We start from the raw sequence: 26,313 nt of genomic DNA on the forward strand, positions 1-26,313 counted from the left end.
TGTTTTAGGTGCCCATCCTAGAGATGCCACCCATACTTGATCAAATACTTTGCATGTACACTTCTATTCATTCTGTGTATACCTGGCCGGCGACTTGGTCCGCGCCGCCCCCGCCCTGCCCCGCCTCACAAGGTCAATCACGATGGAACTGCGTCAACTCAAACAATTCGTGGCGGTTGCCCAGACGCAAAGCTTCAGCCGCGCCGCTGAACGCCTGTTCATGGCGCAGCCGCCGCTGTCGGTCGCCATCCGCAAGCTGGAAGACGAAATCGGCGTGGCTCTGCTAGAGCGCGGGTCGCGCGGCGTCAAGCTGACACCGGCCGGGCATGCGGCGCTGGCGGCGGCGACCAAATGCCTGGATAGCGCGGCCGATGTCATCACCGCTGCGCGCCAGGCGGCCAACGGTGAAAGCGGCGGCTTGCGCATCGGCTTTATCGGGTCCCTGACCTTCAGCCTGCTGCCGCGCCTGATCCAGCATTTCAGCCGGCGCTTTCCCCACATCAAGCTGGACCTCAGCGAATCGACCAACCTGGGCCTGCTGTCGATGATCGACGCGGAAACCGTGGACGTCGCCTTTGTGCGCGAACCGACCACGCATCCCAGCAACATGGTCTTCGAACCCATTTCGCGCGACGTGTTCTGCGTGGCCATGCCCGCGGATCATCCGCTGGCGCGCAAGCAATCGCTGTCGCTACAAGAGTTGCGCGATCAGGATTTCATCGGCTATACGCCGTCGCGCGTAGGCGGCCTGAACGCCGCCGTTATGCATTTGCTGCGCGAAGCCGGCGTGTCGCCGCGAGTGACGCAGGAAGCCGTCCAGGTGCAAACCGTGGTGGGACTGGTGCGCAGCGGCTTGGGCATCGCGCTGGTCCCGTCGATTAACGCGGAGTTCATGCCGGCCGACGTCGAATTCCGGCCCCTGAACGACTTGCCCGAATCGTCCAACATCGGCATCGCGCTGGTTTATCGCGAGCGCGACACCAATCCCGTCATCGCAAGGTTTGTCGCCAGCATTCAGCAAAGCATCGCGGACCATGGAGCGAGTTTGCAGCGCTAAGCCGCAATGCGTTCCCGACCCGTCCCGTTGCGGTAGACGCTTCCCAGCGTTGGAAGCCCCGCCGCCCCCACCGGGCGCGCCGGCGGCATGCCCACGGCAGGTAAACTCCCGCCTTCCATTTCATGGGACCTTTCTATGCCTCCAACCCAACGTGTTGCTCTTGTCACCGGCTCAACGTCAGGCATCGGCGCCGCCATTGCGCGCCGGCTGTCCAAAGACGGCTACGCAGTCGTTCTGCACTCGCGCAGCTCGGTGGACGTGGGCATCTCCATGGCGCGCGAACTGGGTCTGGCGGCTTATGTGCAAGCCGACCTTGCCCAAGACGCAGACCGGGTCCGCCTGGTGCACGAAGCCGTGGGGCAATGGGGCCGCCTGGATGTCGTCGTGAACAACGCGGGCATCAGCCGCGTGGTGCCGCATGCGGATATGGCAGCAGCCACCCCCGACATCTGGCGCGAGTTGCACGAGGTCAATGTCATCGCGCCGTTCCGTATCATCGCGCTGGCCGAGGCCGCACTGCACGCGTCCGCCGCAACCGGCACACCGGCCTGCGTGGTCAACGTCAGCTCGCATGCAGGCGTTCGTCCCAAAGGCGCGTCTATCCCCTACGCCGCAACGAAAGCGGCGCTAAACCACGTCACGCGCTTGCTGGCGGTCTCGCTCGCCCCGGATATACGCGTGAACGCCATCGCGCCAGGCTTGGTCGATACGCCCCTGACCGCCGACTGGACCGCAGCCCAGCAGTTATGGCGCGAACGCGCACCGATGCGGCGCGCCGCGAAGCCGGAGGATATTGCGCAGGCGGTGTCGATGCTGGTTGAGTCGAACTATCTGACTGGGGAAATTCTGCTGTCGGATGGTGGGTTGAATCTGACGTGATCCCGGGCAACGCCGAGTTGACAATCAACCCTCTGTACCCCGTTCCAGCGTCTCTGCGAACTTGCGCATCAGACGCACCAAGTCCGTGATGTCTTCGGCGGTCCAGTCCTGAAAGATGTCTTTTGCCAGGCGCTCGCGCGCCTGATCAAGCTTGTCGGTCACGGCCTTGCCTTCGGATGACACCACCGTTTCGCGCATTCGGCGGTCGTCCGGATTCTCGTGCCGCATCACCATCCCCATGCGTTCCAGCTTGGCGACCTGGCGGCTAATGGTGGTGTAGTCCCTGCCAAGCCGGTCCGCCAGATCGACCACGCCGATCGGCCCCACCCGTTCAATCACCACCAATAGGCGAAACAGCGCCTGGTCCAGCTGCACGCCGGCTTCCGCGATCAGGCGTTCGTCGTTCCTGGGGCGGTTCATCACGCTCACGATCGTGATCAAGGACCGATGAAGATCCTTCAGCTGCGCGGAGATATGTGTATCTTGCACTTTCTTTTTGGTGACCATAGACTCCCCTTTTAATGTGTGCATATTACACATACTTGGAGAGCGACATGCGTAACCCCGTTGACGTCCTGATCTGCGGTGCCGGCGCTGCCGGCCTGACCCTGGCAATAGAACTGGCGCGGCGCGGCGTGCGCTTTGCCCTGATCGAAAAACTGGCTTCCCCCTTTGCGGGCTCGCGCGGCAAAGGGATTCAACCGCGCACCCAAGAAGTATTTGAAGACCTGGGGATCCTTGACCGGGCCATGGCCGCCGGTGGCATCTACCCCACGATTCGCAAATACTCGGCCGACGGCAGCCATGTGGATCAGGAAGTCACGACGGTTGCCGAACCTACGCCTGCCGAGCCCTATCCGCTTCCGTTGATGGTTCCGCAGTTCAAGACCGAAGCGATCATGCGAGAGCGGCTGTTGGAACTGGGCCGTGCGCCGCAGTTTGGTGTCGAGCTGGTCGGGATGGAGATCAACGCCGACGGAATTGAAGCCGTGCTGGCCACCCCGGACGGGAAGCAGAGGGTCCACGCTCGCTACCTGGTGGGCGCGGACGGCGGGCGCAGCACGGTACGCAGCCACCTGGGCATCGGCTTTCCGGGCAAGACGTTAGGGGTGCGCGCCATCGTGGCCGATGTCGTGCTGGAAGGCTTGTCGCGCGATAGGTGGCACCAGTTCAACGGTCATGGCGCGGGTCCGCTGGCCATCTGCCCGCTTGCAGGCACCGACCTGTTCCAGATCCAGGCGCCGGTTTCTCTTGAGGGCGACGTCGACCTGTCCGCTGCCGCGCTGACGAAACGCGTTGCCCTGCACACCGCGCGCACGGACATCACGGTCCACTGCGTTGCCTGGTCTTCGACCTACAACATGAATGCCAGGCTGGCAGATCATTACCGGCATGGCCCCGTGTTCCTGGTCGGCGATGCGGCGCATGTCCATCCGCCCACCGGCGGGCAAGGCTTGAACACCAGCGTGCAAGACGCCTACAACCTGGGCTGGAAACTGGCCGCCGTACTCGCCGGCGCGCCCGAGGCGCTGCTGGAGACCTACGAAGCCGAACGCCGGCCCGTGGCCGCGAACGTGCTCGGCTTGTCCACCCGACTGCTTGCGGGTTTCAAGACCGGGGACAACAGGCGGACCCGTGAAGTCCAGCAACTGGACATCGGGTATCCGACCTCGCCGCTATCGCTTCCATTGCAAGCTGACAGCCGACTTGAGCCGGGCAGTCGCGCGCCCGATGCCGTTGTGCGCGGCGCGGGCGGCAGCCCAACGCGGTTGTTTAACCTGCTCAACGGCACGCACTGGACCTTGCTGGTCAACGGCGCATCAACCTTTCCGCCGCGCGCCGGCTTGCACATCCACTGCATTGGAGCCGGCCTGGAGATCGAAGACCCTCTGGACCAGTTCGCCAGCTTCTACAGTTTGGCCAAGGGGGCCGCCGCGCTGATCAGGCCCGACGGGTATCTGGCGGGCGTCTTTGCCCGGGATAGCGCCGCCGTGCTGCAAGCGCACCTGGATCGGTACTGCAAGATTCTGTGAAAAGACGCTGGCGTCGTGCCGGCAAGGTGGACAGGCTGCCGGGCCGGCCAAGCACAACGCCGCGCGACCGCCTCGATGTGAACGTTCATGGGAGTTCAGCGCGCGTCTCGGCTGGCGCCTGGGGGCAGACCGGTAACACGCTTGAACGCACGGCTGAATGCTGCTTGCGACGTATAGCCCAAGCGCTCGGCTACCGTGTCGATCGGTAGCCTGTCGTGCGTCAGCCATTGCCTGGCAAGACGCATCTTCAACTCGTTGGCGTAGCGCAGCGGTGGCGTTCCCACCGTTGCATGAAATCGCTCGGCAAAAACAGAGCGAGAAATATTGCACTCGCCCGCCAACTCAGCCAATTTCCAATCTCGGGCGGGTTGGCGGTGCAAGGCGAGGATGGCGCGCGCAAGCCGTGGATCCCGCAGCGCTGCGGCCAGGCCGGAGGCATTGTCGCAACCGCACTCGATCCATCCCCGGACAATCATCGCGGCGACCACTTCGGCCAGTCGCGCCAGAATGTCCGCGAACCCCACGCGTCTGGAACAGATCTCGCCTTTCATCGCGGACAGAATCGGGACCATGCCAGGAAAGCGGTCGCTGTCGGCGTTCACGCACATGACATCCGGCATCAGCTGCCCCAAAGCCCGCATGCCGCCAAGGTCGAATTCCATGCAACCGTAAAAGAAAATTGCGCTGGGGACGCTGCTGGTGCTTGGACACGCATCCACGTCGGTGACGGAATTGCCGATCAAGGCGGCTTCAAGCGTATCGATATCCTGCAAGTCCGCGTCCTCGGCGGAAAGCCATTGATGAGCTTGCCCATGGGGCAGAAACACCGCATTGCCGGCACTCAATTCGTGCAAGCCGCCCTCAGCGGTACGTAGTACGGCCGAGCCCACCGCCAAGTAGTAGAAGAAACCGTGGCCGGCCTTCGCGTCAATGCTTAGTCCAAAACTAGGCCCGGTCTGCACCCGCCGGTACTGCACCCCGCGCAGACGCATTCCGGCAAGCAGCTCACTAATCAAGTGCGGAGGAAGCGCGTAATTCTGTGAGGCCAGCATCGGATTTTCTATCAAAAACTTAGTACGCCGCATCATAGATCATCCCAAGCACACGTCCTAGACTGCACTCACTGATTTTTTAGGATGAGTGCAATGCGTAGTGTTGTTGATGTTTCAAACCCCGAAGGTTCAGCCAGCCCGGTGGACATTGAGCCGGTGTCAGCGGCATGGACCGCAGTGTTCTCGCTGGCGATGGGTGTATTCGGCCTGTTGACCGCGGAGTATCTGCCGGCAAGCCTACTGACGCCCATGGCAGAAGCTCTGCACGTATCAGAGGCCATGGCGGGACAGGCTGTGACGGTGACTGCGGTGGTGGCGTTATTTGCAGGCTTGCTGGTGCCCGGTCTTACCCGCGGCCTGGATCGCCGTACGGTGCTGCTGGGCTTTTCCGCTTTAATGATTGTGTCCAACCTTCTGGTTGCAGCGTCGTCGCAGATGTGGGTGCTGCTTTTGATGCGCGTTCTACTTGGAATCGCCCTGGGCGGGTTCTGGAGCATGGCGGCAGCTGTCGCCATGCGACTGGTGCCGACGGCGCTCTTGCCACGCGCGTTATCGATCATCTTCAGCGGCATTGCCGTGGGCACAGTGGTCGCCGTGCCGTTGGGTAGCTATCTTGGTGGCCAGTTTGGATGGCGCAGCGCCTTTGTCGCCGCCGCGGCGGTGGGTGTATTGACCCTGGCATTCCAATGGTTCACGTTACCGAGGATGGCGCCGCGCCGGCCCGCGCGGCTCCGAACGATCTTGGACGTTCTCTTGCGGCCCGGCATCGCGCTTGGCATGTTTGGCTGCATTCTGGCGCATACGGGCCATTTCGCTCTCTTCACCTATATTCGGCCGTTTCTGGAAAGCACTGCCGGCGTGGGAACGACCGGGCTGGCGCTGATGCTGCTTGGCTTCGGCGTGGCGAATTTCGCAGGCACCATGCTCGCAGGCTGGTTGATGCAGCGCAGCCTATCTGTGACCTTGGCCCTCATGCCGGCCCTGGTCGGTGGCAGTGCCTTGGCGATGGCGCTTTTCCCCGCGTCCCTACCGGGTCAGGCAACGCTGATTGCGGCATGGGGCCTCGCGTTCGGTGGCGTGCCGGTTGCATGGTCAAACTGGGTCGCGCGCGCCGTGCCGGATCAGGCTGAAAGTGCCGGCGGAATGGTGGTGGCGTCGGTGCAATCCTCAATCGCCATGGGCGCCGCGGCAGGCGGTGCCATGTTCAGCCTGACAGGCATTGAGGGCGTTTTTGTTGCGGGAGGCTGTGTCATGCTGCTTGCCGGCTTGTTCATCTGGATGCGCGTAACAGTACCCGCGCCTTCGATCAGAGCAGCCGCAACACCCGCCGTTCATCTGTGACCCTGTCGCCATAAAAAGCCAACCCTCCTTGCTCAATGCAGCTTGTGTAGCTTGTGTAGCTGCCTTCGTCTCGGTTCGGATCATCTTGGCGACTCGACACCTGTCGACGCTATGATGCGTCCGACCGATCGAATGGAAAGTCCAGTTGCCCACCGCCAACACAACAATGTCCAACCAAACACATGCCCGGTTTTCTCAAGCACAACCCCGTCGTGGTACGTAAAGGCAAGGTCATCGTGGTGGGCGGCGGCATCATGGGCGCGTCGGCAGCTTGGCATCTGTCCAAAGCGGGCGCATCCGTCACGTTGATCGAACGTGCGCCCGATTGCCTCATCAGTGCAACCGCCTGTTCTTTCGGCTGGGTCGGTGGCAGCGCCAGCACGCCTTCTGACAACCAGGCAGCGTTCGCTGAAAGATTGAAGGCGCTGGAGGAGTTCGCGTATATCGAGCGCGAGCTCAGCCCGCTGCCGATCGCAGCGCGCGGCGCGCTTCTCTGGCGGTCCACGGAGGACGAAACGGCAGCCATGATCGCAGAGCATCGGGCCGCCGGCACCCGAATCGAGCGGCTCACTCGGTCCCAAATTGCCGAGAAGGAACCGACGATTTCGAATCCGCCATCGCTCGCCGCCTGGGCACCAAGCGACTTCGCACTGGAAGCGGGCGCATTGGCACGCCAGCTGCGGGCAGGAGCGCAGGCCGCCGGGGCTTGCGTCCGCCGGGGAACGGTTCAAGCCGTCAATGCCGCAGGAAATCGGATCACGGGAATCGTCGTGGACGGAAAGGAATTTCCGGCCGACATTGTCGTGCTCGCCAATGGCTATCGCTCGCGCGCCCTTGCTCTGACGGTCGGCGTGGACCTTCCGATCTATGAGTCGCCGGCAGTGTTGCTTCGATTCGGTACTGAAGTTGCCGGCCTTCTTCACCTGGTTTGCGCGGAAGAAATGGAGCTGCGCCCATCCTTGGCAGGCGGGCTCGTTTCTGCCGCTGACTATCCAGAATGCGGCGAAACCGGCCTTCCCGCACTAGCCGCGCAAACCGGAAACGCGATTGCCCGACTGTTTGGGACCGCGGCGGCGGCTTCCCTGCTTTCCATAACCGCTGCGATGCGTCCTATGACGACCGACAGCAAACCGCTTTGCGGCCAGGTGGGAAGAATGGAGGGCCTATTTGCATTGGTCGGACATCCCGGCGTCATCCTTGCCCCCCTGCTTGCTCGCCGTTGCGCCGAAGCGGTTCTGCGTTCTTGATTCGACTATCACGGCTCCGGAATATTTTCCCGGAAGATGACCTGAAGCCGCGGCAGGTAGCTGGGTTCGGGCGCGCCCTTCACGGCCGCCACCAGCAGCTTGACGATTTCGCGTGCCTCGACGCGCGGGTTCTGGTCGATCACGGCGTCCATGGTGCGATCGAGCAACAGTCGGCGCGTGGCTTCGGTGAGGTCGTGACCCACGAAGACAATGCGATGAGCCGAGGCTGCCTGGTTTGAGCGAGCCTCGTTGGGCCATGCCTCGGTAAGCCGCGCCTCGGCCGGCCGCGCCTCTGCCGGCCGCGCCTCTTTCAGCGCCCGCGCGATGCCTTGATTGCCGGCGCCGATGTTGTAAATCGCGTGCGGCGGCTCGTTGCGCAGCAGCTCCTGCGTGACGGCAAAGGCGCGGTCGCGGTCGTCGCCGATCTCAAGAATGTGCGCAATGCGCAGGTGCGGAAACTCTTCGCTCAGCAGTGAGCGAAAGCCCATCTCGCGCTCTTCATGGCCGCGATACGCCAGTGACCCCACGAACACCGCGACCTTGCGCTCCGTATGCTGTGGCAGAAATCGGCCCAGCAACAGCGCGGCCAGGCGGCCCGCGGCGCGGTTGTCGATGCCCACGTAACCCAGGCGCGCCGAGATCGGAATGTCCGACACCAGGGTGCTCACATGCACGCCGCTGTCGCGCAGCGCCATGATGGCGTCGCGCACCTGTGGATGGTCCAGCCCGACCAGGCCAACGGCCTGGGTCTGGCCGCGCAGCTCGTAGAGCTTTTGCGCGAGCTTATTGGCGTCGAATCCCTCGATCAAATGCAGGCGTGCGCGCACATCGGGGCGGGTGGCGGCTTCTTCAAGCAGGTGCTGACCCAACGCGGTCATGAAGCTGTTGGTGCCGGCGGGCAACACGAAATCGACCCGCACATCCTGGCTTGCGGCATCGGCGCCCTGGACGAAGTAGCCAAGGCGATTGGCGATTGCCAGCACGCGGTCGCGTGTCTTGCCGCGCACGCCGTCGCGGTCGTTCAGCACCCGGTCCACGGTGGCGGTGGACATGCCGGCTTCACGGGCAATGAGGGAAATGGTGGGGCGCATGCGGGACCAGGCTGTCAAGACACCATCAGGACGATGGCAGCGAGGCGATCATAACCCATCATTTGCAATCATTCTGGATCAAAAAGGTAACGTTGCTGCCCTATGGGCGCCAGCCGCCTTTACCCCTGATTGTTTTGATGTGATTATCGCGGCTCAATAACATCAAACACAGCACGGCAGGATGCCAGGCAGTCGACAGTGCATACCAAGCCGGCAGGAGGAGCACATGTCGCACCCTACCCTGGTGCCCGACCCGCCCATTCGGGAACGGCGCTTTCGCATCGGCTGCATCGGCGCCGGCATGATCATGGCCGAATGCCATCTGGCGGCCTATCAGCAGGCCGGCTTCACGGTGGCGGCAATTGCGTCACGTACTCGCAGCAAAGCGGCCAAGGTCGCCGAACGCTACGGCATCCCGCTAGTGCATGAGAATCCCCTGGCCCTGATCGCCGATCCGCGGATCGAAATCGTGGACATCGCGTATCCGCCCGATATGCAGCCCGAGCTGATCCGCGCCGCCTTGCGCGCCCCGCACGTGCGCGGCGTGCTGGCGCAGAAGCCGCTTGCCCTCTCGCTGGATGAAGCCCGCGCCCTGCGCGACGAGGCTCGTGCCGCCGGCAAGATCCTGTCGGTCAACCAGAACATGCGTTACGACCAATCGATGCGCACGCTCAAGCAGCTGCTGGACCAGGGCGTGCTGGGCACGCCGGTGTTCGCGCAGATCGACATGCACGCGATCCCGCACTGGCAGGACTTTTTGCGCGGCTATGACCGGCTGACGCTCTCGAACATGAGCGTGCATCACCTTGATGCCCTGCGGTATCTGTTTGGCGAGCCCACCGAGATCACCAGCATCACCCGCCCCGATCCGCGCACCCAGTTCGCGCATCAGGATGGGCTGGTGAGCACCACGCTGCGCTTTGGCAACGGCCTGCTGGCGCTGTCGCTTGAAGATGTGTGGTCGGGCCCACGGGCCGAGGGATACCCCGACGACCAGCACATTCGCTGGCGCGTGGAAGGCACGGAGGGCGTCGCGCGCGGCACCATCGGCTGGCCCACCGGCGAGCCGTCGACCCTGAGCTACGCCTCACGCGCGGCCCAGGGCCATACCGACGGGCGCTGGGTAACCCCCACGTGGGACACGATGTGGTTTCCGCATGCCTTCATCGGCGTGATGGAGCAGTTGCAGTACGCGCTGGCCAGCGGCACCGAGCCTGCGTTGAGCGTGACCGACAACGTACGCACCATGGCGCTGGTCGAGGCCGCGTATACGTCCATCGCCGAAGGCCGCACAGTACGGCTGCCGGCTGTTGAATAACCAGACAAAAAACAGACGGAGACAAGCATCATGATCCAGACCGGAATCTTCTCGGGCTACTTTCCCTATGAGCTGGAGCGCACCGCCAAGGTGATCCGCTCGCACGGCTTCAACACCGTGCAGCTGGACCTGCATTTCAAGGACATGGAACTCGGCCCGGGGCAGTTGACCGCGCAGAAATGCACGCAGATCCGCGACACCTTCCGCCACTACAACCTGCCGGTGTCCTGCATCTCGGCCTATACCAATATCGTTCACCCGGATCCCGCCGAGCGCCAACGCCGCAACGGCTATCTCAAAGAGATCCTCACGCACGCGCGCCAGCTCGGTTCGCCTTACGTGATATCGGAAACCGGCACGTTTGCCACCGACAGCGACTGGGTGCATCACCCCAAGAACAAGACCGAGGAAGGCTGGGACCAGTGCCGCACGGTGATCGCCGAGCTATCCCAACATGCCTATGACCATGGCGCGGTGTTCCTGCTTGAAACCTACGTGAACAACGTGGTGGGATCCGTCGAGGAAACGCTGCGCATGTTCGCCGAGGTGGATCACCCCGGCCTGGGCCTCTTGATGGACCCGACGAACTACTTCGAAGCGCACAACATCGACCAGATGGACCGCACGCTGAATCAGGTGTTCGACGCGCTTTCCGACAAGATCTGCATCGCGCATGCCAAGGACGTGAAGCGTTCGGGCGATGACAAGTCGGAAAAGCACAGCGACATTGGTGACGACGGCGCGGCCGAAAGCCATACCTTCCGTGGCGTGGGCGAGATCGAGCTGCCGGCGCCGGGCCTGGGCGCGCTCAATTACGACCTTTACCTGCAACGCCTGGCCAAGAAGCACCCCAACATTCCCATCATCATCGAACACCTGACCGAAGACGACGTGCCGCGCGCCAAGACCTTCCTGGACGAGCGGCTGCGCGCGAACGGCCTGTAGGCCGCCCGCCGCAACAGAGGCGCGCCGCGATGCATCTTTGCATAAGGTCCCCGGCACGCCCGCGAACACGACTGCGAACACGATTCTGAACACCGACACCGGCAAACGCGCACCCGCGCCTTTGCCAGGGAGAACTCATGCCTGACATTTACGGAACCTGGATGACGCGCCGCGACGTGGAGGCGCGCACCGGGCAGCTTGCGCAGTTTGCCGGCGTACGCCTGATGACGCTGGACGACGGGCTGGAGCGCGGTATCCGCATGCTGGAGTTCCGCAGCGGTACGGGCCTGCGTTTCACGGTGCTGGTGGATCGCGCGATGGACATCGCCGATTGCGACTACCGCGGCTTCGCCATGGGATGGCAGTCGCCGTCGGGCTTTCGCCATCCCGGCCTGCATGACTACGAAGGCGAAGGCGGACTGGGCTGGATGCGCTCGTTTTCGGGCCTCATGATTACCTGCGGACTGGACCACATTCTGTTCATGTACGACGCGCCGGCCGACAACTACGTGTACGGCCCGCGCAAGACCGCCAAGCAGTCCATCCACGGCCGCGTGGGGACCATTCCGGCGCGCCTGACCGGCTACGGCGAACGCTGGGACGGCGATCGCTGCGTGCTGTGGGCAGAGGGAATCGTCAGCCAGGGCACCGTGTTCGGCGAGCACCTGGAGTTGCACCGCCGCATCGAGATCGAGGTGGGCACCAACGATATCCAACTGTCTGACCGCGTGGTCAATCGCGGCTTCTACCGCACGCCCCACATGCTCTGCTATCACATCAACCTGGGCTATCCGGTGCTGGACGCCGACTCGCGCTATCTGGCGCCGATCCGCGATGTGGTGTGGGCCGCGCACGAGCAAACCTACCGCAAGCAGGGCGTGGGCTACCGCCGCATGCCGGCGCCGCAGTTGGGCTTTCATGAGCAAGTGTGGCAGCACGAGATGGCCGCCGCCGCCGACGGCAGCGTCCCGGTGGCCCTGGTCAACGACAAGCTGGGCCTGGGCATGCAGGTCAGCACCTTCAAGCATCAATTCCCTTGCCAGTATCAATGGCAGAACCTGCAATCGGGCCAGTATGCGATGGGCATCGAACCCTCGACCAACCATGTGCTGGGCCAGGGCGCGGCGCGTGAGCGCAACGAGCTCATCTGGCTTGAGCATGGTGAAGAGCGCCGCTACGACACCACGTTCAGCGTGCTGGGCTCGCCCGCCGATATCGCGGCATGCGAAGCCCGCATCCGCGCGATCGCGGTGCAGCCCGAGGCCGATTATCCGCCGTTGTCGGGGCGCTTTGCGCCCATCGCGGGGCGCACATGAGCGCGCGCTTCTCATTGCAAGGCCGCCGCGTTTTGGTCACGGGCGCGGCGGGCGGCTTCGGTGTGGACACCACGATTGCGCTGCTGGAAGCGGGCGCCCGCGTGATCGCGCTCGACAACCACGCCGGGCATATCGATCGCCTGCGCAGCACCGTGCCCGCGCGGTTTTCCGGCCAGCTTCACATCGTGCAGGTCGATCTGGCCGACGCCCGCGCGCTGCAATCGCAGCTTGAGCAGCTGACGGCCCAGGGCCCGATTGATGTGGTCATCAACAACGCGGCCATCTACCCCTCGCGCCCGTTCGAGGAGTACAGCGACGCAGAGCTGGCGCGCGTACACCGCGTGAATGTGGAGGCGGCGATTCAGATCGTCCGCGCGGCGCTGCCCGGCATGCGCGAGCAGCAATGGGGCCGCGTGATCAACATCTCGTCGATCACGCTGTCCGGCGGCTGGGAAAACCTGCTGCCCTACGTGCAATCCAAGGGCGCGATGGTGGGCGCCACGCGCGCATTCGCCCGCGAGTTCGGCAAGTGGGGCATCACGGTCAACGCCATTTCGCCGGGCGCGTTTCCCACCGACGCCGAGAAGATTCATCCCGATCCCGAGGGCTACAACCGCATGGTGCTGGAACGCCAGTCGGTAAAGCGCCGTGGGCACGCGGGCGACATCGCCGCGGCCATCGTTTTCCTTGCCTCGGACGAGGCGGGTTTCATTTCCGGACAGACGCTGGCGGTTGACGGCGGCTGGGTCATGCATTGAAGCGCATCGGCGCACGCAGAGGGTAGAAGCATGAGTATTCTTTCTGGCTACAAGGTTCTGGACTGCTCCATCGCCATGGCGGGGCCGTTCGCGGCGCAGCGCCTGGGCGACCTGGGCGCCGACGTGATCAAGATCGAGCCGCCCACCGGCGAATGGCAGCGGCACGCGCCGGCCGGCGGCATCACGGGCAACAAGATCAACGTGTCCTTTCTTTCGCTGAACCGCAACAAGCGCTCGCTGGCGATCGATCTGAAGAGTGCCGGCGGCAAGGAGATCATCCACAAACTCGCGGCGCAGGCCGATGTGTTTATCCAGAACTACCGTCCGGGTGTCGCCGGCCGTCTGGGCGTTGACTACGAGACCCTGTCGGCGCTGAACCCGCGCCTGATCTATGTATCGATGTCGGGCTTCGGCGAAGACGGCCCCTATGCCACGCGCCCCGGTCAGGACCTGCTGTTGCAGGCGATGTCGGGCGCCATGCTGTCGTCGGGCCGTGCGGGCGAAGCGCCACGCGCGGCAGGCCAGTATGTGGTCGACGCCGTCACCGCGTACTGCGCCTTCGAAGGCGTGCTGGCCGCGCTGCTGCACCGCGAGCGTACCGGCGAAGGCCAGAAAGTCGAGGTCAATATGCTGGATGCGATCACCACGATCCAGATGCAGGAGCTCTCGGTCTACACCGTGGGGCACAAGCCGCAGGTGCGCAGTGCCGAGCCGCATGCCCACGTGTATATCCGCGCCCCCTATGGCACCTTCGCGACGACCGACGGCTATCTGGCGCTGGCCATGCCCGACATGAATGTGCTGGCGCGCGTGACCGAAGAGCCGCGCCTGGGGCAGTACACCGACGAGCGCGACGGCTGGGAAAAGCGCGACGAGATCTATGCGCTGGTGCGCGACACCCTCGCCAAGGCTTCCACGGCCGACTGGTTCGCCGAGCTTGATGCCGCCGGCATCTGGTGCAGCCCCGTCTATGGATACGCCGATCTGGTCGACGACCCGCAGATCGCGCACAACGGCACCTTCGTCGAGTACGAGCATCCGACCGAAGGCAAGATCAAGACACCGGGCTTTCCGATCCGTTTTTCCAAGACGCCAAGCCAGGTCGTGCGCGGGGCACCGCTGACCGGCCAGCACACCGACGAAGTCCTGCGCGATTTCGGCTTCAGCGCCGACGAGATCGCCGCGCATGCCGCCTCAGGCGCGGTGCTGCGTGGAGCCTCTGAATGAGCGAGCGCGCCCTGCCCTACCGCGGCCTGACCTGGGACCACCCGCGCGGCTTCAATGCGCTGCACGCTGCCACCGCGCACGCGCCACTTGTGCACTGGGACAAGCAGTCGCTTGAAGGCTTCGAATCGGCGCCCATCGCCGAACTCTGCGCCCGCTATGACCTGGTGGTGCTGGATCATCCCCATCTGGGCGAGGCCCTGGCGCACGACTGCCTGCAAGCGCTAGACACCGTGTTCGCGCCCGACGAGCTGGCGCGGATTGCGCGGGACAGCATCGGGCTGTCGTACGACAGCTATCGCATGGACGATCGCCAATGGGCGCTACCGCTGGACGCCGCCACGCAGGTCATGGCCACGCGCGCCGATCGGCTGGACGGCCCCGTGCCGCGCACCTGGCGCGAGGTGCTGACGCTGTCGCAACGCAGCGGCGCGGTCGCGCTCAGTTGGGGCGGTCCGCACCCGTTGTTGTCGCTGCTGTCGATTGCGGCCGCCATCGCGCCCGATACCGACCTGCGTCCGCACGGCGCCTGGCACGACGAGGCGACGCTAGCCGATGCGTGCGAGGTGCTCAGCGAATTGGCGCGGCTCACGCCCGCGCACGCCCTGGCGTACAACCCGATTGCGCTGCTTGGCCACATGAGCTCGCGCGATGACATCGCGCTCTGCCCGCTGGTCTATGGCTATGTGAATTACGCCACCTTGGCGGTCGCGAAACCGCTGACGTTCCGCGACGCGCCCGAGGCTGACGCGGGCACGCCCGGCTCGATCCTCGGCGGCACCGGCATTGCGATTTCACGGCGCTGCATCGTGGGGCCGGAATTGCGCGCGCATCTGTTGTGGTTGCTCGCAGCCGATACCCAAAGCCGCTTCATCCCGCAGCACGAAGGACAGCCCAGCCATCGCGACAGCTGGGCGGATGCGAACGTCAATGCAGCCAGCGGCAACTTCTATGTCAACACGGCCCGCACGCTTGAGGCTGCGTCGATCCGCCCCCGGCACGATGGTTACATCGCCTTCCAGGCCGAGGCCTCGCAATTCCTGCGTGACGGCGTCGCCGCCCGCGCATCCTCCCACTTATTGGCGCGCGGCCTGACCCAGCGTTTCCAGGCCAGCCTGGCCCGCGCCCCCAAGCACACCGCAACCTAAGGATTCCGACGTGAGCGCACTCGTCAACCTCAGTATCGATGGCCATGTCGCCATCATCGAACTCAATCGCCCCGAGAAGCTGAACGCGATGACGCCCGAGATGGCCGACCTGCTGATCGCCGCGGTGCAGCAATGCAACACCGACTCGCAGGTGCGCGCGGTGATCCTGACCGGCGCGGGCCCCAAGGCCTTCTGCGCCGGCTCGGACATTACCGAGCTTGACCGCTACGCCACCCCGTGGGATTTCCGCAATCGGCTTGACTACTGCGACTGCGTGCGCATGTTGAAAAAGCCCACGGTGGCGGCGATCAATGGCTATACCTTCGGCGGCGGCCTGGAGATGGCGTTGGCCTGCGATATCCGCATCGCCTCCGACAACGCGCGCCTGGGCGCGCCCGAGATCAAGCTAGGCTGGATTGGCGGCGGCGGCATGACGGCCCAGCTTGTCCATGCGGTAGGCCCGAGCAACGCGGCGCTGATGGTGCTGACCGGCGACCCCATCCGCGCCGAGCAGGCGCTGGCCTGGGGCCTGGTAAGCGAGGTGGTGCCGCAAGAGCAGTTGCGCGAACGCGCGCAAGCGCTTGCTGCCACCATTGCCTCGCGCGCGCCGATCGCGGCCGAGACGGCACGCGTCAATCTGCGCGCCGCGCTGTCGATGCCGCTTGAGAAGGCCGTGGAATACGAGCGCGACCTACAGGCGATCTGCTTTGCCACCGCCGACGCCAAGGAAGGCCGGCGGGCGTTCGAAGAAAAGCGCGCGCCGACGTTCGAGCGGCGCTGACCAGGGCGCTCAGGCAGTCAGGAAGCGCAAGACTTCGGCCCAGTCGTTCGTCGACAGGGCCACGTCCTCGAAGTCGCCCTCTTCCTCGTCGTAGCGGGACACACAGAAGCGCTGGCTCCTGCCGGACGGACGGTCGGCATAGTTGGCGTAGTCGATAAACACCTTCAAGCCGCGCTCTTTGTTCTCGAATGATGGCGCTGCATCGATATAGCTGGACGCGTCGAAATACCCTTCGGGAAGGGTCGGCAGGGTTGTGATGTCGTAGTCGGGAAATTCGCGACGGAGTCGTTCAAGGTTCATGTGGGAAGCACGTAGAAGGTGGAAGCCTGACATTTTACGTTGCTCGGCGCCGGCCACGGGGCCGGCACGCCACTTGCTACACCTTCCGCATGCGCTGGGGGTGTGGAAATGGCTATCAAAGGGTTCTATGCGTTAGTTAAGCAAACGGTGACGAACTGGCTGGACGACTACGCGCCCAGCATGGGTGCCGCCATCGCGTTCTACACGGTTTTCTCGCTGGCGCCACTTCTTATTATCGTGATCGGTATCGCCGGCTTCTTTTGGGGCCACGAAGCCGCGCAGGGGCAGTTGCTGGAGCAGGTCAGCGCCTTGGTTGGCGCAGAGGGCGGGAAGGCGGTGGAAAGTGTCGTATTGGGCGCGCAAGAACCCGCGCAGGGCATCGCGGCCACGGTCATCAGCGTCGTGGTGCTGGTGGTCGGGGCGACGACAGTATTTTCGGAACTGCAAAGCGCGCTGGACCGGATCTGGAAGGTCAACGCCAAGAAGCAGTCCGGCATCTGGGCCGTCATCCGCGCGCGTCTGCTTTCGTTTGGCCTGATTTTGACCTTGGCATTTCTATTGCTGGTCTCGCTGGTCGTCAGCACCGTGCTGGCGGCATTGGGCAGTTGGGTGGGTAGCGGCATCCCCGGCTGGGGGGTGCTTCTGCAAGTGCTCAACGAGGCAATTACGTTGGGCATACTCACCCTGCTCTTTGGGATGATCTACCGATTCATGCCCCAGGTCTCGGTCGCGTGGCGAGACGTCTGGGCAGGGGCGTTCGTCACCGCCGTGATGTTCGAAATCGGAAAGTTCCTGATCGGGCTGTACATGGCCAAGGCATCCGTCGCCTCGTCGTATGCGGCGGCGGGGTCGCTGGTGATCGTGCTGATCTGGGTTTATTACGCGGCCCAGGTGTTTCTGCTGGGCGCGGAATTCACCCGCGTTTATGCCCAAGCGCATGGATCGCGCAGAGAACGCAGCTAAAGACCCAAAAACCCGCCGTAGGGTCGGGTCGCCACGCGCACGAAGATCGAATCGGCTAGGATATGCGGCCCTACTGCTGCGCAAACCTGCCACTCATCATGGGCCGTGTCATTCCCGGGTGCCGAGGGCTGGGCGTATACACCAAGAATCCACATGCATCGACGTTTTCCAAATGCCCTGTTGGTCGCCCTTATTATCAGCTTCGGCACTGTTAGCGCTCCGACGTACGCTCAGGCCCCCTCCTCGCCCAGGATGCAAACTGGAAACGGGCACCCCTACGAGATCCCCGATAGCGAGGTATGGGACGTGCCCGATCCCATTTCCAAACGCGGCTACCAGGTCTTCGTCGCATTGCCGCCGTCCTATGCCACGCACCCGCAGCGGCACTACCCCGTGCTGTATGCGACCGACGCCGACTACGCTTTTCCGATCATCCGCCAGCTAGCGCGCCGCCTGAATGTTGAAGGCCCCCAGGTCGAGGAGTTCATTCTGATCGGCCTGTCCTATGGGAAAGGCGAGAACGGGGGTGTCAGCCGCCAGCGCGACTACACGCCGACACCAAACGGCCCGAGCACGGCATCGCCCAACGCCATCCACGGTCAGGCACAGGCTTATCAACAGTATCTGCGCGATCAGGTAAAGCCCTTTGTCAACGCTCAGTACCGGGCGGACCCTGCCAAAGCAATATTTCTGGGCCACTCCTACGGCGCACTGCTTGGGACACAAATCCTGTTCACCGAACCTGGCCTGTTCAGCAGTTATATCCTTGGCAGTCCATCGCTTTGGTACGACAAGCGACATGCGTTGAAGCTGGAAGCGAGCTATGCCAAGAAAAATCAGGATCTGAATGCGAAGGTCTATCTTTATGTCGGCGAGTATGAGGCCTTGCGCAAGGGTGATCGACGCTATAACCAGACCGTGGACATGGTCGCCGACAACCGGGCGTTGGAAGCGGCGCTGCAAAGCAGGAAGTACCCGAGCTTGACATTGAAATCAGCGGTCTTGAACGACGAGGATCATCTCACCGTCGCACCACGAGGCTTCATGCAGGCGATGAAATATCTACTGCCGGCGCGCTGAACCATCACATAGAGCCCAGCCCAACTCGCCCCCCGACCGGACCCTGAAAATGCCCCTGGATTTTGCACTGATCGAAGACGGATTCATGGACGTCTTGCGCCCTCACCCCGCGTTCGCCGGTTGGCGCAAAAAGCGTAAGCGTTGCCTGTGGCGCATGGTTGGCGAGGTGGAACAGGGGCTGGTGCTGAACCGCTACAAGGATTCCTTCGAGAATCGGCAGTTGGTCTCGATCGGCGTTTATGTTTCCGTGCCGCATGAAGGTGGCTGGCCGGTCTATGTACCCCCCGAAATCTGGGACAAGGGCCGCCTCTATCGCCGCGCCTACCTGGTGCCCGGAAAGGGCCTGGTCCCGGAAGACACGCTTGCCAGCGGCGCGCCGGGGGTGCTGTGCGAACCCGAAGATTTACGCGCATGGCTGGCAACGCTGCCGCAGGATATCGAGCAGTACATGGCGCCTTGGTTCGCCCGGTACCAAACGCTGGACGCCGCCCGATACGAATATCAGATCCCGAAGTGGCGGCTACAGCAAGCCGGGCACGCGCCGGTAGTGCATGGCGACGGCGCCGCCTCGTAGCGGCTTGGCGGAAATCAGCTCAAGCCGTCGCGAGCCGGGCGGCCCGCCCTCGAACAGAGTGGGACCGTGCCCGGCGATTATCGGGTGCACCAGGAATTGGTATTCGTCGATCAGGTCCAGCCGGTCCAACTCGGTGGCAAGCCGGCCGCTGCCCAGCAATACGCCGTCCGGCGTGGCGTTCTTCAGCTTCTGTACGCCGGCGCGCAGCTCGTCCGCCAGGTGGTGGCTGTTGGTCCACGGGTAGTCTTTTCGCGTCGAGGACGCCACGTATTTCGGCTTGGCCTGTAGCTTGATGGCCCACTCGCGCATGGCCGGTGATGCGTCCACGTCGCCCCGGGCGACCGCCGGCCAGTAGGCTTCCATCATCTCGTAGGTGACGCGGCCCCACAGCATCGCCCCGCACTCGTCCATCAGCCGGGTGAAGAAGGCATGCGTTTCCTCGTTAACGATGCCTTCTCGGTGGTCTACGCAGCCGTCAAGAGTGACGTTGAAAGCGAAAGTCAGCATTCCCATGATGTCGGTTTCCGAAAATAGGCGCCGTCACGCTCGCCGGGGTGCTGGAATGAATCCGCACCGCGAAGGCGGCCGGATGCACGCCTTCGCGGTGCCCTGCTCTGCTCCCCATTGCCTACGCCAGCCCTGGGGTCGATGCTTTGATTCTGACGTTAGGCGCCGACCGGAAAGTTCGGAAGAATCGTTGCCAGCACGTGATGCGTCTGCGTGGCCTTGGCGCGCAGGTAGCCGACGTTATGCGGGTTGGCGTGTACGCCCGTCAGCCGGCTTGCCACCTGGATGCCGTGCTGCTCCAGCTGCGACGACTTGTCGGGATTGTTGCTAAGCAGCTCGATACGCTGGAGCCCCAAGGCGCGCAGCATCTGCGCGGCCGCTGTGTAGTCGCGGGCATCCGTGCCGTGGCCCAGCTCGCGGTCGGCGGCGTAGGTATCGCGCCCCTGCTCTTGCAGGCGATACGCATCAAGCTTGGAATACAGGCCGATGCCGCGCCCTTCCTGGCGCAGGTACAGCAGGTAACCGCCTTCGTTGTTCAGCAGGCGCAGCGCTTCGTGCAGCTGCGGGCCGCAATCACAGCGCAGGGATCCGAACACGTCGCCGGTCAGGCATTCGGAATGCAGGCGCACCAGGGGCGCCGCGCCCGGCTTGCCGAACTTCAGGGCGATGTGCTCTTTGCCGTCGGCAAGACCATGAAAGGTGTAAACCTGCGCCTGGACGTCCCGCCCGTCCAGCAGCCGCATCGGCAAGCACACCTCTGTCCGCACTGTGGCCCCATCCAGCAAGGCAGCGGTGGGGGTATTTGATGTGTCGCTCACTACGGGGAACTCGCGTGTTAAAGGGTTGCCGACGATTGTATACCCGACGTCATCCCCCGGAAGCTGGCGCGCAAAGCCGGGCGGCGGGGCGATCAGGGGATTTTTTGTTCACGTTCAAGGCGGGATCGGCGTAGATTCTTAGCGTAACTCCGACGGGGATGTCGACCCCGGACCCGGACCCGGACCCGAACCCCGACACGAACCGACCCCAGGCCCAAAGCTGGAGCTTCCATGAACGTGTTGCTTCGCTACCCTCTCGCGCTGATCGTCGTGGCGGAACTATGCGGTACATCGTTGTGGTTCAGCCCGAATAGCGCGGCGGCCAGCCTTTCGGCCGAATGGGCGCTTAGCACTGCCCAGTTCGGCCAACTGACGGGCGCAACGCAGATCGGTTTCATTCTGGGCACATTGGTCCTGGCCGCCAGCGGCGTGGCGGACCGCTACCCGGCCAGCAGACTGTTCGCCGGCGCCTGTTATCTGGGCGCCATATTGAACGCCTGCTTCGCCTGGTTCGCGTCGGATTTCACGGAAGGCCTGGCGCTACGCTTTGCCGTCGGTATCTGCCTGGCGGGAATCTACCCCCTGGGCATGAAAATGGTGATCGGCTGGACCCAGACCGCCGCCGGATCCACATTGGGTTTACTGGTGGGCATGCTGACGCTGGGCACCGCCCTGCCCCACGCCGTGCGGGCCGGCGGCGGCGCCCTGTCCTGGCACGAGGTGGTGCTGGCTTCCAGTCTGCTGGCCATTGCCGGCGGCGCGTTGGTTCAGGCCTTGGGGGACGGGCCGTATCTGCCCCGCGCGCAAGCGTCGCGGGTGGGATGGGGCATGGCGCTCACCGCTTTCAAGGGCAGGCAGTTTCGTGCGTCGGCGCTAGGCTACTTCGGGCACATGTGGGAGCTGTACGCGTTTTGGACCTTGGTTCCCTTTTTCGTGCACGACTTGATAAGCACGACGGAGGTCGCCGCCGATACACGGCCTGCACTGGCACCGGCCTTGTCGTTTTCCATTATCGGCATCGGCGCATTGGGCAGCATCATCGGCGGCCGATTAAGCCAACGCGTGGGCAGCCCGATCGTGGCAGCGGCATCGTTGGGCGTATCCGGCTTGATGTGTCTTGCCTATCCGTTTGCCAGGCCCTTCGGCATGGGGCTTTGTGTTCCGATATTGCTGCTATGGGGCCTGACGGTCGTGTCTGACTCGCCGCAGTTCTCCGCGATATCCGCGCGCGCCTGCCCGCCGGAACTGGTGGGCGGGGCGCTGGCAATCCAGAACAGCATCGGCTTTTTGATCACCGTATTTTCAATCACCTTGGTGACGCATGGCTTTCCGATGCTGGGCGCAAGCGTGGCCTGGTATCTGCTGCCTGGCCCGCTATTGGGTCTGGCGTGCTTCATACCGGTCATGCTGCGGCGCAAACCCGCTGCCCTACCCTAAATGCCCGCCCGCCACGTACATCACCTGCCCCGTGATGTACGACGCTTCCGGCGCCGCCATGAAGCAGATGGCGGCGGCGACCTCTTCCATGCTGCCCATGCGGTGCATCGGCGTGGTCGCCAGGCAATCCGTATACATCTCGCGTTGCCAGGCCTGGTCTTGTTCCGACGGCGGCTCGGTGTTGCGCGGGATGGCGCGCACGCCGTTGTCCAGCGCGCCGGGCGACACGCAATTGACGCGGACGCCGCTTTCGGCAAGCTCCAGCGCCATGCAAATGGTGGCGGCGTGCACGCCGCCCTTGGACGCCGAGTACGGCACGCGGTAGATGCCGCGCGTGGCGTTCGAGCCCACGTTGACGATGGCGCCGCGGCCTTGCTTGCGCATCACCGGAATGACTTCGCGGCATGACCATAGCGTCGGCCACAGCGAGCGGTTGACCTCGCGCTGCATCTCGTCCGGGGTGTATTCCCAGAACGGTTTCATCCAGATGGTGCCGCCCACGTTGTGCACCGACACGTCGATGCGGCCGTGAGTGTCCAGCGTGTACTCCACCATCGCCTGCGCACCGGCATGGGTCTCCAGGTCGGCGCTGATGAAGGAAGCGCGGCCGCCCGCCTCGCGGATCTCGCGGGCCACGGCCGCGCCCAGGTCGGCGGCGCGGTCAACAAGGACCACGCTGGCGCCCTCGGCGGCGAGCCGCCGCGCCGTCGCGCGCCCCACCCCCTGGGCGGCGCCCGTCACCAATGCAATCTGATCTTCAAAACGGTTCATGAAACGCCTTTTTATTTAGTGGGCGCGCGACAGTTCGCCCGGCACGGGCCGCGACGTTTTCGTGTCGACAAGCAGCACGGCCAGCAAGGCGCCCGCCAGCGGAACGGCCAGCGCCAGGAAGAAGCCCGACGGGCCGAACCAGCCCAGGAAGCTGCCGCCGATGGCCGAGCCGATGATGGCGCCGGCACGTCCCACGCCGATGGACCAGCCCGTGGCCGTGGCGCGCAGCGCGGTGGGATAAGCGCCAATCACCAGGTAGTTCAGCGCCAGTTGCTGGCCGCCGATACCCAGGCCGGCTGCCCCCACCAGAATGAAGACCATCGTCCAGTCGGTGCCCGCGTAGCCCAGGCCCAACGACACCGCGATACCCAACGCGAACATGGCGATGAGCAACGAACGCGTCGGCACGCGCGGCATCAGGTAAGACAAGGGAATCGCGCAGACGATGAACACCAGGTTCACGGTGAACGTGCCCATGGGCGCCTGGTCGGCGGGCAGCCCGGCGGCCTTGAGCACGGTGGGCAACCACGACAGCAGCATGAACCACGCCACCCAATTAAGCAGATAGATGGACCAGATTGCGATGGTCTTGCGCGCATAGCCATCGGCGAACAACGCCTTGACGCTGGCGCGGATCGTGGCGTCTTCCGGCACGGTAAAGCGCGTGCCAGCAGGCAGCGGCTGGCCCGAGATCCTGGCAAGGATGCGGGCCACATAGCTTTGTCCGGCGGCATCGCCGCGCATGGCCTTGAATTGCAACGATTCGGGCAGCAGCACGAACAACGCAAGCAGCAACAGCAACGGCGCAACGCCGCCCACGATGAAGATGCCTTGCCAGCCAATCACGGGCAGCATGCGCGCGGCCAGCAGGCCGCCCAGCATGGCGCCGGCGGGCAGGCCCAGCAGCACGCCGGTGATGACGGTGCCGCGCAAGCGCGCGGGGGCATACTCGGCAGCCAACGCCAGCACGATAGGCGTGCAGCCGCCCATGCCCAGGCCGGCAATGAAGCGCAGCGCCAGGATCTGCCAGGTCTCGGTGGCACCGGCCGTCATCAGCGTCGCCACACCAAATACGGCAACACCCATCAAGGCGGCGGGCCGTCGGCCGATGCGGTCGCCCACCAGGCCCAACAGCATGGCGCCCACGGTCATGCCCACGATGCCGGCAGTAAGAATGGGCGCCAGTTCGCCCGACTGAAGCTTGAAGGCCACCAGAATCGCGGGGCCGGTAAAGGCCATGGCCTGCGTGTCAAAGCCGTCGAACAGGGCAATCAAAAAACACAGAATCAAGACGCGCCATTGGAAGGCGCTCATTCGATTCTTATCGATCAGGCTGGGTATGGATAGCGTTGCTGACATGAAAGTCCCCTCGTGATTTCGCTTGGTGCGTTATGCGTTATTGGTATGTGGTCAAGACTGCACTGCAATGCGGAAATAAAAGGCCCCGCGCATCGCCGCGCGAGGCCGTGGGCGATTACGCCTGGGCGCTGGCGCGCAGGCGGTTCACGATCTGGTTGTCCTTGCCTTGCAACAGGCTGGTCAACGCAAAGTTGAATTCGATTTCCTTGTAGGTATCGGCCTTCAAACCCAGCTTGTCGCCGCCGGCTTTTTCAACCACCGGCGGAATCAGGCCTTCACGCGTGGCATAGGCAAAGTCGTCCCAGATGAGCGGGTCGCCTTCGATGTTGAATTGCGTGGTCAGCTTGCGGTGCTGGTCGGCGCTGACGAAGAAGTGCACGTGCGCGGGGCGGTTGCCGTGGCGGCCCAGCGAGTCCAGCAGTTGCTGGGTGGCGCCCTGCGGCGGACAGCCGTAGCCGACGGGCATCAGCGTGCGGAATTCGTATTCGCCATTGGGGCCGGTCTTGACGGCGCCGCGCAGGTTGAAATCGGTTTGCGCGCCGGTGGGGTCGAAGTGCGAGTAGAAGCCGTTGGAGTTGGCGTGCCAGCATTCGACGACCGCATTGGCCAGCGGCGCGCCATTGGTATCGGTGACCACGCCGCGAATCACCAGCGGGCCGGCGGCGTCGTCCGGGTCCAGATCTATGCGCGACACACCGTCGCGCAGCGGCGCACCCGCTACATACAACGGGCCTTCAATGGTGCGCGGCGTGCCGCCGTCCAGGCCCGCCCGCTTGTCCTCTTCGTCCATGCGGATGTCCAGGTACTTTTCCAGGCCCAACCCGGCCGCCAGCAACGCGGCTTCGCCGTCGCTGCCCAGCTTGTTCAGGTAGTTCACGCCCGCCCAGACCTCGTCCGGCGTGATGTCCAGGTCGTCAATGGCCTTGAAAAGATCGCTTAACAGGCGGTGCACGATCTGCTTGAAGCGCGGCGTGCCCTCGCCGCCTTCCACGTTCGAGGCGGCGGTCAGCAGGTCCTGCACTTCCTTGCTGTTAAAAATGTTGAGGCTCATGATTTTGTCTCCGTTTGGGTATCGCTGGGGTATCGCTGGGGTATCGCTAGCGTTTCGCTGCACGCGGGGCACAACGCCCGCGATCAATGCCGTTTGTCCGTCACCTTGATCAGCCCGTCACGCGTAAAGCGTTTGATGCGGGCTTCGTCCAGTTCAATGCCCAGGCCGGGGCCCTTGGGCACGGTCAGTTCGAAGTCGCTGTAATCCAGCGGCTGCGTCAAAATCTCTTCGGTGATGAGCAAGGGGCCGAACAATTCCGTGCCCCATTGCAGTTGCGCAAAGGTGGCGAACAGATGCGCGGCGGCAATGGTGCTGACGGCGCCTTCCAGCATCGTGCCGCCGTACAGTTCTATACCCGCCGCATCGGCAATCGCGGCGACGCGCTGGGCGGCAAACAGGCCGCCGTTCTGTTCGATCTTGATAGCGAACACATCCGCGCCGTGCCCCCGCGCGATCTCGAAAGCGCTTTCGGGGCCTTGCAGCACTTCGTCGGCCATCAAGGCGACGGGAAAGCGGCGCATCAATCGCGCCAACGACACGGCGCTGGCCACGGGCTGCTCGACCAGTTCACAGCCCACTTGCGCAAGCGCCGGGATGGCCCATGCGGCCTGCGTCTCGCTCCACGCCATGTTGACGTCCACCCGCACCGACGCCCGGTCGCCCAGCGCGCTTTTGATATCGGCCACATGCTGGATGTCGACCTTCGGGTCCCTGCTGCCAATCTTCAACTTGAAAATCCGATGTCGCCGCGTATCCAGCATTTGCTCGGCTTCGGCGATGTCGCGGGCGGTATCGCCCGAGGCCAGCGTCCAGGCCACCGGCAGGCGGTCACGGCGGCGCCCGCCCAGCAGTTCGCTGACGGGCACACCCAGGCGCTTGCCTTGCGCATCCAGCAACGCCGTTTCCAGCGCGCTCTTGGCAAAGTGGTTCACCTTGACCAGCTTGCCCACGTGCGCCATCAGCGCCTGAATGCGGGTGGCGTCCTGGCCGATCATCGCGGGCGCGAAGTAGGCGTCGATGGCCAGCTTCATGGCCTCGGGGCTTTCCGGCCCGTACGCCATGCCGGCAATGGTGGTGCCTTCACCGATACCCTCGACGCCATCGCTGCACACCACGCGAACAAGCATCAGCGTCTGCCCGTGCATCGTGGCCACGGACAGCTTGTGAGGCCGAATGGTCGGGAGGTCGACAAGAGACGTTTCGATGCGTTCGATAGTTGCTACGGGCATGTTCGGCACAGGAATGGTTAAGGGTCGGGATGTG

At 63.9% G+C, this 26,313-nt stretch carries 26 protein-coding genes; 16 read left to right on the forward strand and 10 right to left on the reverse strand.

The window, feature by feature from the left end; translation table 11 throughout:
- Nucleotides 1-142: 142 nt before the first annotated feature.
- Nucleotides 143-1,057 (forward strand): LysR family transcriptional regulator, encoded by a 915-nt coding sequence (locus AC6LJY_RS06965; RefSeq protein ID WP_314355794.1) that lies wholly within the window; start codon nt 143-145, stop codon nt 1,055-1,057.
- Nucleotides 1,058-1,192: 135 nt separating this feature from the next.
- On the forward strand, nt 1,193-1,936 hold the full coding sequence (locus AC6LJY_RS06970; protein ID WP_498135590.1) for an SDR family NAD(P)-dependent oxidoreductase: 744 nt from the start codon (nt 1,193-1,195) through the stop codon (nt 1,934-1,936).
- Between the two features lie 24 nt (nt 1,937-1,960).
- Here AC6LJY_RS06970 and AC6LJY_RS06975 read toward each other — a convergent pair whose 3' ends face one another.
- The gene (locus AC6LJY_RS06975) at nt 1,961-2,443 is read right to left on the reverse strand and encodes a MarR family winged helix-turn-helix transcriptional regulator (protein ID WP_498135591.1); all 483 of its coding nucleotides are present in this window, start codon (nt 2,441-2,443) and stop codon (nt 1,961-1,963) included.
- Nucleotides 2,444-2,490: 47 nt separating this feature from the next.
- Here AC6LJY_RS06975 and AC6LJY_RS06980 point away from each other — a divergent pair, with 47 nt between their 5' ends.
- Nucleotides 2,491-3,969: an FAD-dependent oxidoreductase gene (locus AC6LJY_RS06980; protein ID WP_498135592.1), complete on the forward strand. Its 1,479-nt coding sequence runs from the start codon at nt 2,491-2,493 to the stop codon at nt 3,967-3,969.
- Between the two features lie 95 nt (nt 3,970-4,064).
- Here the strand turns inward: AC6LJY_RS06980 and AC6LJY_RS06985 are convergent, their stop codons facing one another.
- On the reverse strand, nt 4,065-5,021 hold the full coding sequence (locus tag AC6LJY_RS06985) for an AraC family transcriptional regulator (protein ID WP_498135593.1): 957 nt from the start codon (nt 5,019-5,021) through the stop codon (nt 4,065-4,067).
- A 93-nt stretch (nt 5,022-5,114) separates the two neighbouring features.
- On the opposite strand from AC6LJY_RS06985, the gene AC6LJY_RS06990 reads away from it, so the two are divergent.
- Nucleotides 5,115-6,362, forward strand: a complete 1,248-nt coding sequence (locus AC6LJY_RS06990) for an MFS transporter (protein WP_498135594.1) — start codon at nt 5,115-5,117, stop codon at nt 6,360-6,362.
- 182 nt (nt 6,363-6,544) lie between these two features.
- Nucleotides 6,545-7,609: an NAD(P)/FAD-dependent oxidoreductase gene (locus tag AC6LJY_RS06995; RefSeq protein ID WP_498135595.1), complete on the forward strand. Its 1,065-nt coding sequence runs from the start codon at nt 6,545-6,547 to the stop codon at nt 7,607-7,609.
- 8 nt (nt 7,610-7,617) lie between these two features.
- Here the strand turns inward: AC6LJY_RS06995 and AC6LJY_RS07000 are convergent, their stop codons facing one another.
- Nucleotides 7,618-8,718 carry a LacI family DNA-binding transcriptional regulator gene (locus AC6LJY_RS07000; protein WP_498135596.1) on the reverse strand — a complete coding sequence of 367 codons (1,101 nt, stop codon included), beginning with the start codon at nt 8,716-8,718 and terminating at the stop codon, nt 7,618-7,620.
- A 208-nt stretch (nt 8,719-8,926) separates the two neighbouring features.
- Between AC6LJY_RS07000 and AC6LJY_RS07005 the strand changes: the two genes are divergently transcribed.
- The 7 genes from AC6LJY_RS07005 to AC6LJY_RS07035 all read left to right on the forward strand — a co-directional run bounded on the left by AC6LJY_RS07005 (nt 8,927) and on the right by AC6LJY_RS07035 (nt 16,190).
- Nucleotides 8,927-10,018: a Gfo/Idh/MocA family protein gene (locus AC6LJY_RS07005; protein WP_046806370.1), complete on the forward strand. Its 1,092-nt coding sequence runs from the start codon at nt 8,927-8,929 to the stop codon at nt 10,016-10,018.
- Nucleotides 10,019-10,048: 30 nt separating this feature from the next.
- The gene (locus AC6LJY_RS07010) at nt 10,049-10,963 is read left to right on the forward strand and encodes a sugar phosphate isomerase/epimerase family protein (RefSeq protein WP_104145284.1); all 915 of its coding nucleotides are present in this window, start codon (nt 10,049-10,051) and stop codon (nt 10,961-10,963) included.
- A 137-nt stretch (nt 10,964-11,100) separates the two neighbouring features.
- Nucleotides 11,101-12,279, forward strand: a complete 1,179-nt coding sequence (locus AC6LJY_RS07015) for an aldose 1-epimerase family protein (protein ID WP_498135597.1) — start codon at nt 11,101-11,103, stop codon at nt 12,277-12,279.
- A complete protein-coding gene (locus AC6LJY_RS07020; protein WP_498135598.1) occupies nt 12,276-13,037 on the forward strand; it encodes an SDR family NAD(P)-dependent oxidoreductase in 762 nt (253 codons plus the stop codon). Before AC6LJY_RS07015 ends, AC6LJY_RS07020 begins: the two co-directional genes overlap by 4 nt.
- A gap of 30 nt (nt 13,038-13,067) precedes the next feature.
- Complete coding sequence (locus AC6LJY_RS07025) at nt 13,068-14,264, forward strand: CaiB/BaiF CoA transferase family protein (RefSeq protein WP_498135599.1); 1,197 nt, start codon at nt 13,068-13,070, stop codon at nt 14,262-14,264.
- Nucleotides 14,261-15,409, forward strand: coding sequence for a type 2 periplasmic-binding domain-containing protein (locus tag AC6LJY_RS07030; RefSeq protein ID WP_498135600.1), 1,149 nt, complete (start codon nt 14,261-14,263; stop codon nt 15,407-15,409). The genes AC6LJY_RS07025 and AC6LJY_RS07030 overlap by 4 nt, the downstream gene beginning before the upstream one ends.
- Before the next feature lie 10 nt (nt 15,410-15,419).
- Nucleotides 15,420-16,190, forward strand: a complete 771-nt coding sequence (locus tag AC6LJY_RS07035; protein ID WP_046806376.1) for an enoyl-CoA hydratase/isomerase family protein — start codon at nt 15,420-15,422, stop codon at nt 16,188-16,190.
- 9 nt (nt 16,191-16,199) lie between these two features.
- On the opposite strand, the gene AC6LJY_RS07040 is transcribed toward AC6LJY_RS07035, so the two are convergent.
- Complete coding sequence (locus AC6LJY_RS07040; RefSeq protein ID WP_120156030.1) at nt 16,200-16,490, reverse strand: hypothetical protein; 291 nt, start codon at nt 16,488-16,490, stop codon at nt 16,200-16,202.
- A 108-nt stretch (nt 16,491-16,598) separates the two neighbouring features.
- Here AC6LJY_RS07040 and AC6LJY_RS07045 point away from each other — a divergent pair, with 108 nt between their 5' ends.
- From AC6LJY_RS07045 to AC6LJY_RS07055, 3 genes are all read left to right on the forward strand, one after another.
- Nucleotides 16,599-17,453: a YhjD/YihY/BrkB family envelope integrity protein gene (locus AC6LJY_RS07045; RefSeq protein WP_314355780.1), complete on the forward strand. Its 855-nt coding sequence runs from the start codon at nt 16,599-16,601 to the stop codon at nt 17,451-17,453.
- Between the two features lie 306 nt (nt 17,454-17,759).
- On the forward strand, nt 17,760-18,533 hold the full coding sequence (locus tag AC6LJY_RS07050; RefSeq protein WP_498135601.1) for an alpha/beta hydrolase: 774 nt from the start codon (nt 17,760-17,762) through the stop codon (nt 18,531-18,533).
- Nucleotides 18,534-18,582: 49 nt separating this feature from the next.
- On the forward strand, nt 18,583-19,107 hold the full coding sequence (locus AC6LJY_RS07055) for a hypothetical protein (protein ID WP_498135602.1): 525 nt from the start codon (nt 18,583-18,585) through the stop codon (nt 19,105-19,107).
- Here the strand turns inward: AC6LJY_RS07055 and AC6LJY_RS07060 are convergent.
- Nucleotides 19,054-19,620, reverse strand: coding sequence for a dihydrofolate reductase family protein (locus tag AC6LJY_RS07060; RefSeq protein ID WP_498135603.1), 567 nt, complete (start codon nt 19,618-19,620; stop codon nt 19,054-19,056). The two genes, AC6LJY_RS07055 and AC6LJY_RS07060, sit on opposite strands and share 54 nt — an antisense overlap.
- Nucleotides 19,621-19,772: 152 nt before the next feature.
- On the reverse strand, nt 19,773-20,357 hold the full coding sequence (locus AC6LJY_RS07065) for a GTP cyclohydrolase II (RefSeq protein WP_498135630.1): 585 nt from the start codon (nt 20,355-20,357) through the stop codon (nt 19,773-19,775).
- Between the two features lie 306 nt (nt 20,358-20,663).
- On the opposite strand from AC6LJY_RS07065, the gene AC6LJY_RS07070 reads away from it, so the two are divergent.
- Nucleotides 20,664-21,869, forward strand: a complete 1,206-nt coding sequence (locus AC6LJY_RS07070; protein ID WP_498135604.1) for an MFS transporter — start codon at nt 20,664-20,666, stop codon at nt 21,867-21,869.
- Here the strand turns inward: AC6LJY_RS07070 and AC6LJY_RS07075 are convergent.
- The 4 genes from AC6LJY_RS07075 to AC6LJY_RS07090 form a co-directional block, all read right to left on the reverse strand.
- On the reverse strand, nt 21,861-22,640 hold the full coding sequence (locus AC6LJY_RS07075) for a 1,6-dihydroxycyclohexa-2,4-diene-1-carboxylate dehydrogenase (protein WP_046806384.1): 780 nt from the start codon (nt 22,638-22,640) through the stop codon (nt 21,861-21,863). The two genes, AC6LJY_RS07070 and AC6LJY_RS07075, sit on opposite strands and share 9 nt — an antisense overlap.
- A 15-nt stretch (nt 22,641-22,655) precedes the next feature.
- A complete protein-coding gene (locus AC6LJY_RS07080; RefSeq protein WP_485132903.1) occupies nt 22,656-23,999 on the reverse strand; it encodes an MFS transporter in 1,344 nt (447 codons plus the stop codon).
- Nucleotides 24,000-24,114: 115 nt separating this feature from the next.
- Complete coding sequence (gene catA, locus AC6LJY_RS07085) at nt 24,115-25,050, reverse strand: catechol 1,2-dioxygenase (protein ID WP_314355775.1); 936 nt, start codon at nt 25,048-25,050, stop codon at nt 24,115-24,117.
- An 83-nt stretch (nt 25,051-25,133) separates the two neighbouring features.
- A complete protein-coding gene (locus AC6LJY_RS07090) occupies nt 25,134-26,279 on the reverse strand; it encodes a muconate/chloromuconate family cycloisomerase (RefSeq protein ID WP_498135605.1) in 1,146 nt (381 codons plus the stop codon).
- Nucleotides 26,280-26,313: the final 34 nt, after the last annotated feature.

Source organism: Achromobacter sp. RT286_PF, assembly GCF_059760425.1.

What these genes read in the sequence shown, in the direction of transcription:
- AC6LJY_RS07005 (WP_046806370.1), top strand. Translation starts at nt 8,927, where the DNA reads ATGTCGCACCCTACCCTGGTGCCCGACCCGCCCATTCGGGAACGGCGC.
- AC6LJY_RS07015 (WP_498135597.1), top strand. Translation starts at nt 11,101, where the DNA reads ATGCCTGACATTTACGGAACCTGGATGACGCGCCGCGACGTGGAGGCG.
- AC6LJY_RS06965 (WP_314355794.1), top strand. Translation starts at nt 143, where the DNA reads ATGGAACTGCGTCAACTCAAACAATTCGTGGCGGTTGCCCAGACGCAA.
- AC6LJY_RS07075 (WP_046806384.1), bottom strand. Translation starts at nt 22,640, where the DNA reads ATGAACCGTTTTGAAGATCAGATTGCATTGGTGACGGGCGCCGCCCAG.
- AC6LJY_RS06980 (WP_498135592.1), top strand. Translation starts at nt 2,491, where the DNA reads ATGCGTAACCCCGTTGACGTCCTGATCTGCGGTGCCGGCGCTGCCGGC.
- AC6LJY_RS07045 (WP_314355780.1), top strand. Translation starts at nt 16,599, where the DNA reads ATGGCTATCAAAGGGTTCTATGCGTTAGTTAAGCAAACGGTGACGAAC.
- AC6LJY_RS07070 (WP_498135604.1), top strand. Translation starts at nt 20,664, where the DNA reads ATGAACGTGTTGCTTCGCTACCCTCTCGCGCTGATCGTCGTGGCGGAA.
- catA (WP_314355775.1), bottom strand. Translation starts at nt 25,050, where the DNA reads ATGAGCCTCAACATTTTTAACAGCAAGGAAGTGCAGGACCTGCTGACC.
- AC6LJY_RS07025 (WP_498135599.1), top strand. Translation starts at nt 13,068, where the DNA reads ATGAGTATTCTTTCTGGCTACAAGGTTCTGGACTGCTCCATCGCCATG.
- AC6LJY_RS07080 (WP_485132903.1), bottom strand. Translation starts at nt 23,999, where the DNA reads ATGTCAGCAACGCTATCCATACCCAGCCTGATCGATAAGAATCGAATG.
- AC6LJY_RS07020 (WP_498135598.1), top strand. Translation starts at nt 12,276, where the DNA reads ATGAGCGCGCGCTTCTCATTGCAAGGCCGCCGCGTTTTGGTCACGGGC.
- AC6LJY_RS07060 (WP_498135603.1), bottom strand. Translation starts at nt 19,620, where the DNA reads ATGGGAATGCTGACTTTCGCTTTCAACGTCACTCTTGACGGCTGCGTA.
- AC6LJY_RS06975 (WP_498135591.1), bottom strand. Translation starts at nt 2,443, where the DNA reads ATGGTCACCAAAAAGAAAGTGCAAGATACACATATCTCCGCGCAGCTG.
- AC6LJY_RS06995 (WP_498135595.1), top strand. Translation starts at nt 6,545, where the DNA reads ATGCCCGGTTTTCTCAAGCACAACCCCGTCGTGGTACGTAAAGGCAAG.
- AC6LJY_RS07055 (WP_498135602.1), top strand. Translation starts at nt 18,583, where the DNA reads ATGCCCCTGGATTTTGCACTGATCGAAGACGGATTCATGGACGTCTTG.
- AC6LJY_RS07010 (WP_104145284.1), top strand. Translation starts at nt 10,049, where the DNA reads ATGATCCAGACCGGAATCTTCTCGGGCTACTTTCCCTATGAGCTGGAG.
- AC6LJY_RS07040 (WP_120156030.1), bottom strand. Translation starts at nt 16,490, where the DNA reads ATGAACCTTGAACGACTCCGTCGCGAATTTCCCGACTACGACATCACA.
- AC6LJY_RS06990 (WP_498135594.1), top strand. Translation starts at nt 5,115, where the DNA reads ATGCGTAGTGTTGTTGATGTTTCAAACCCCGAAGGTTCAGCCAGCCCG.
- AC6LJY_RS07030 (WP_498135600.1), top strand. Translation starts at nt 14,261, where the DNA reads ATGAGCGAGCGCGCCCTGCCCTACCGCGGCCTGACCTGGGACCACCCG.
- AC6LJY_RS07090 (WP_498135605.1), bottom strand. Translation starts at nt 26,279, where the DNA reads ATGCCCGTAGCAACTATCGAACGCATCGAAACGTCTCTTGTCGACCTC.
- AC6LJY_RS06985 (WP_498135593.1), bottom strand. Translation starts at nt 5,021, where the DNA reads ATGCTGGCCTCACAGAATTACGCGCTTCCTCCGCACTTGATTAGTGAG.
- AC6LJY_RS06970 (WP_498135590.1), top strand. Translation starts at nt 1,193, where the DNA reads ATGCCTCCAACCCAACGTGTTGCTCTTGTCACCGGCTCAACGTCAGGC.
- AC6LJY_RS07065 (WP_498135630.1), bottom strand. Translation starts at nt 20,357, where the DNA reads ATGCGGCTGCTGGACGGGCGGGACGTCCAGGCGCAGGTTTACACCTTT.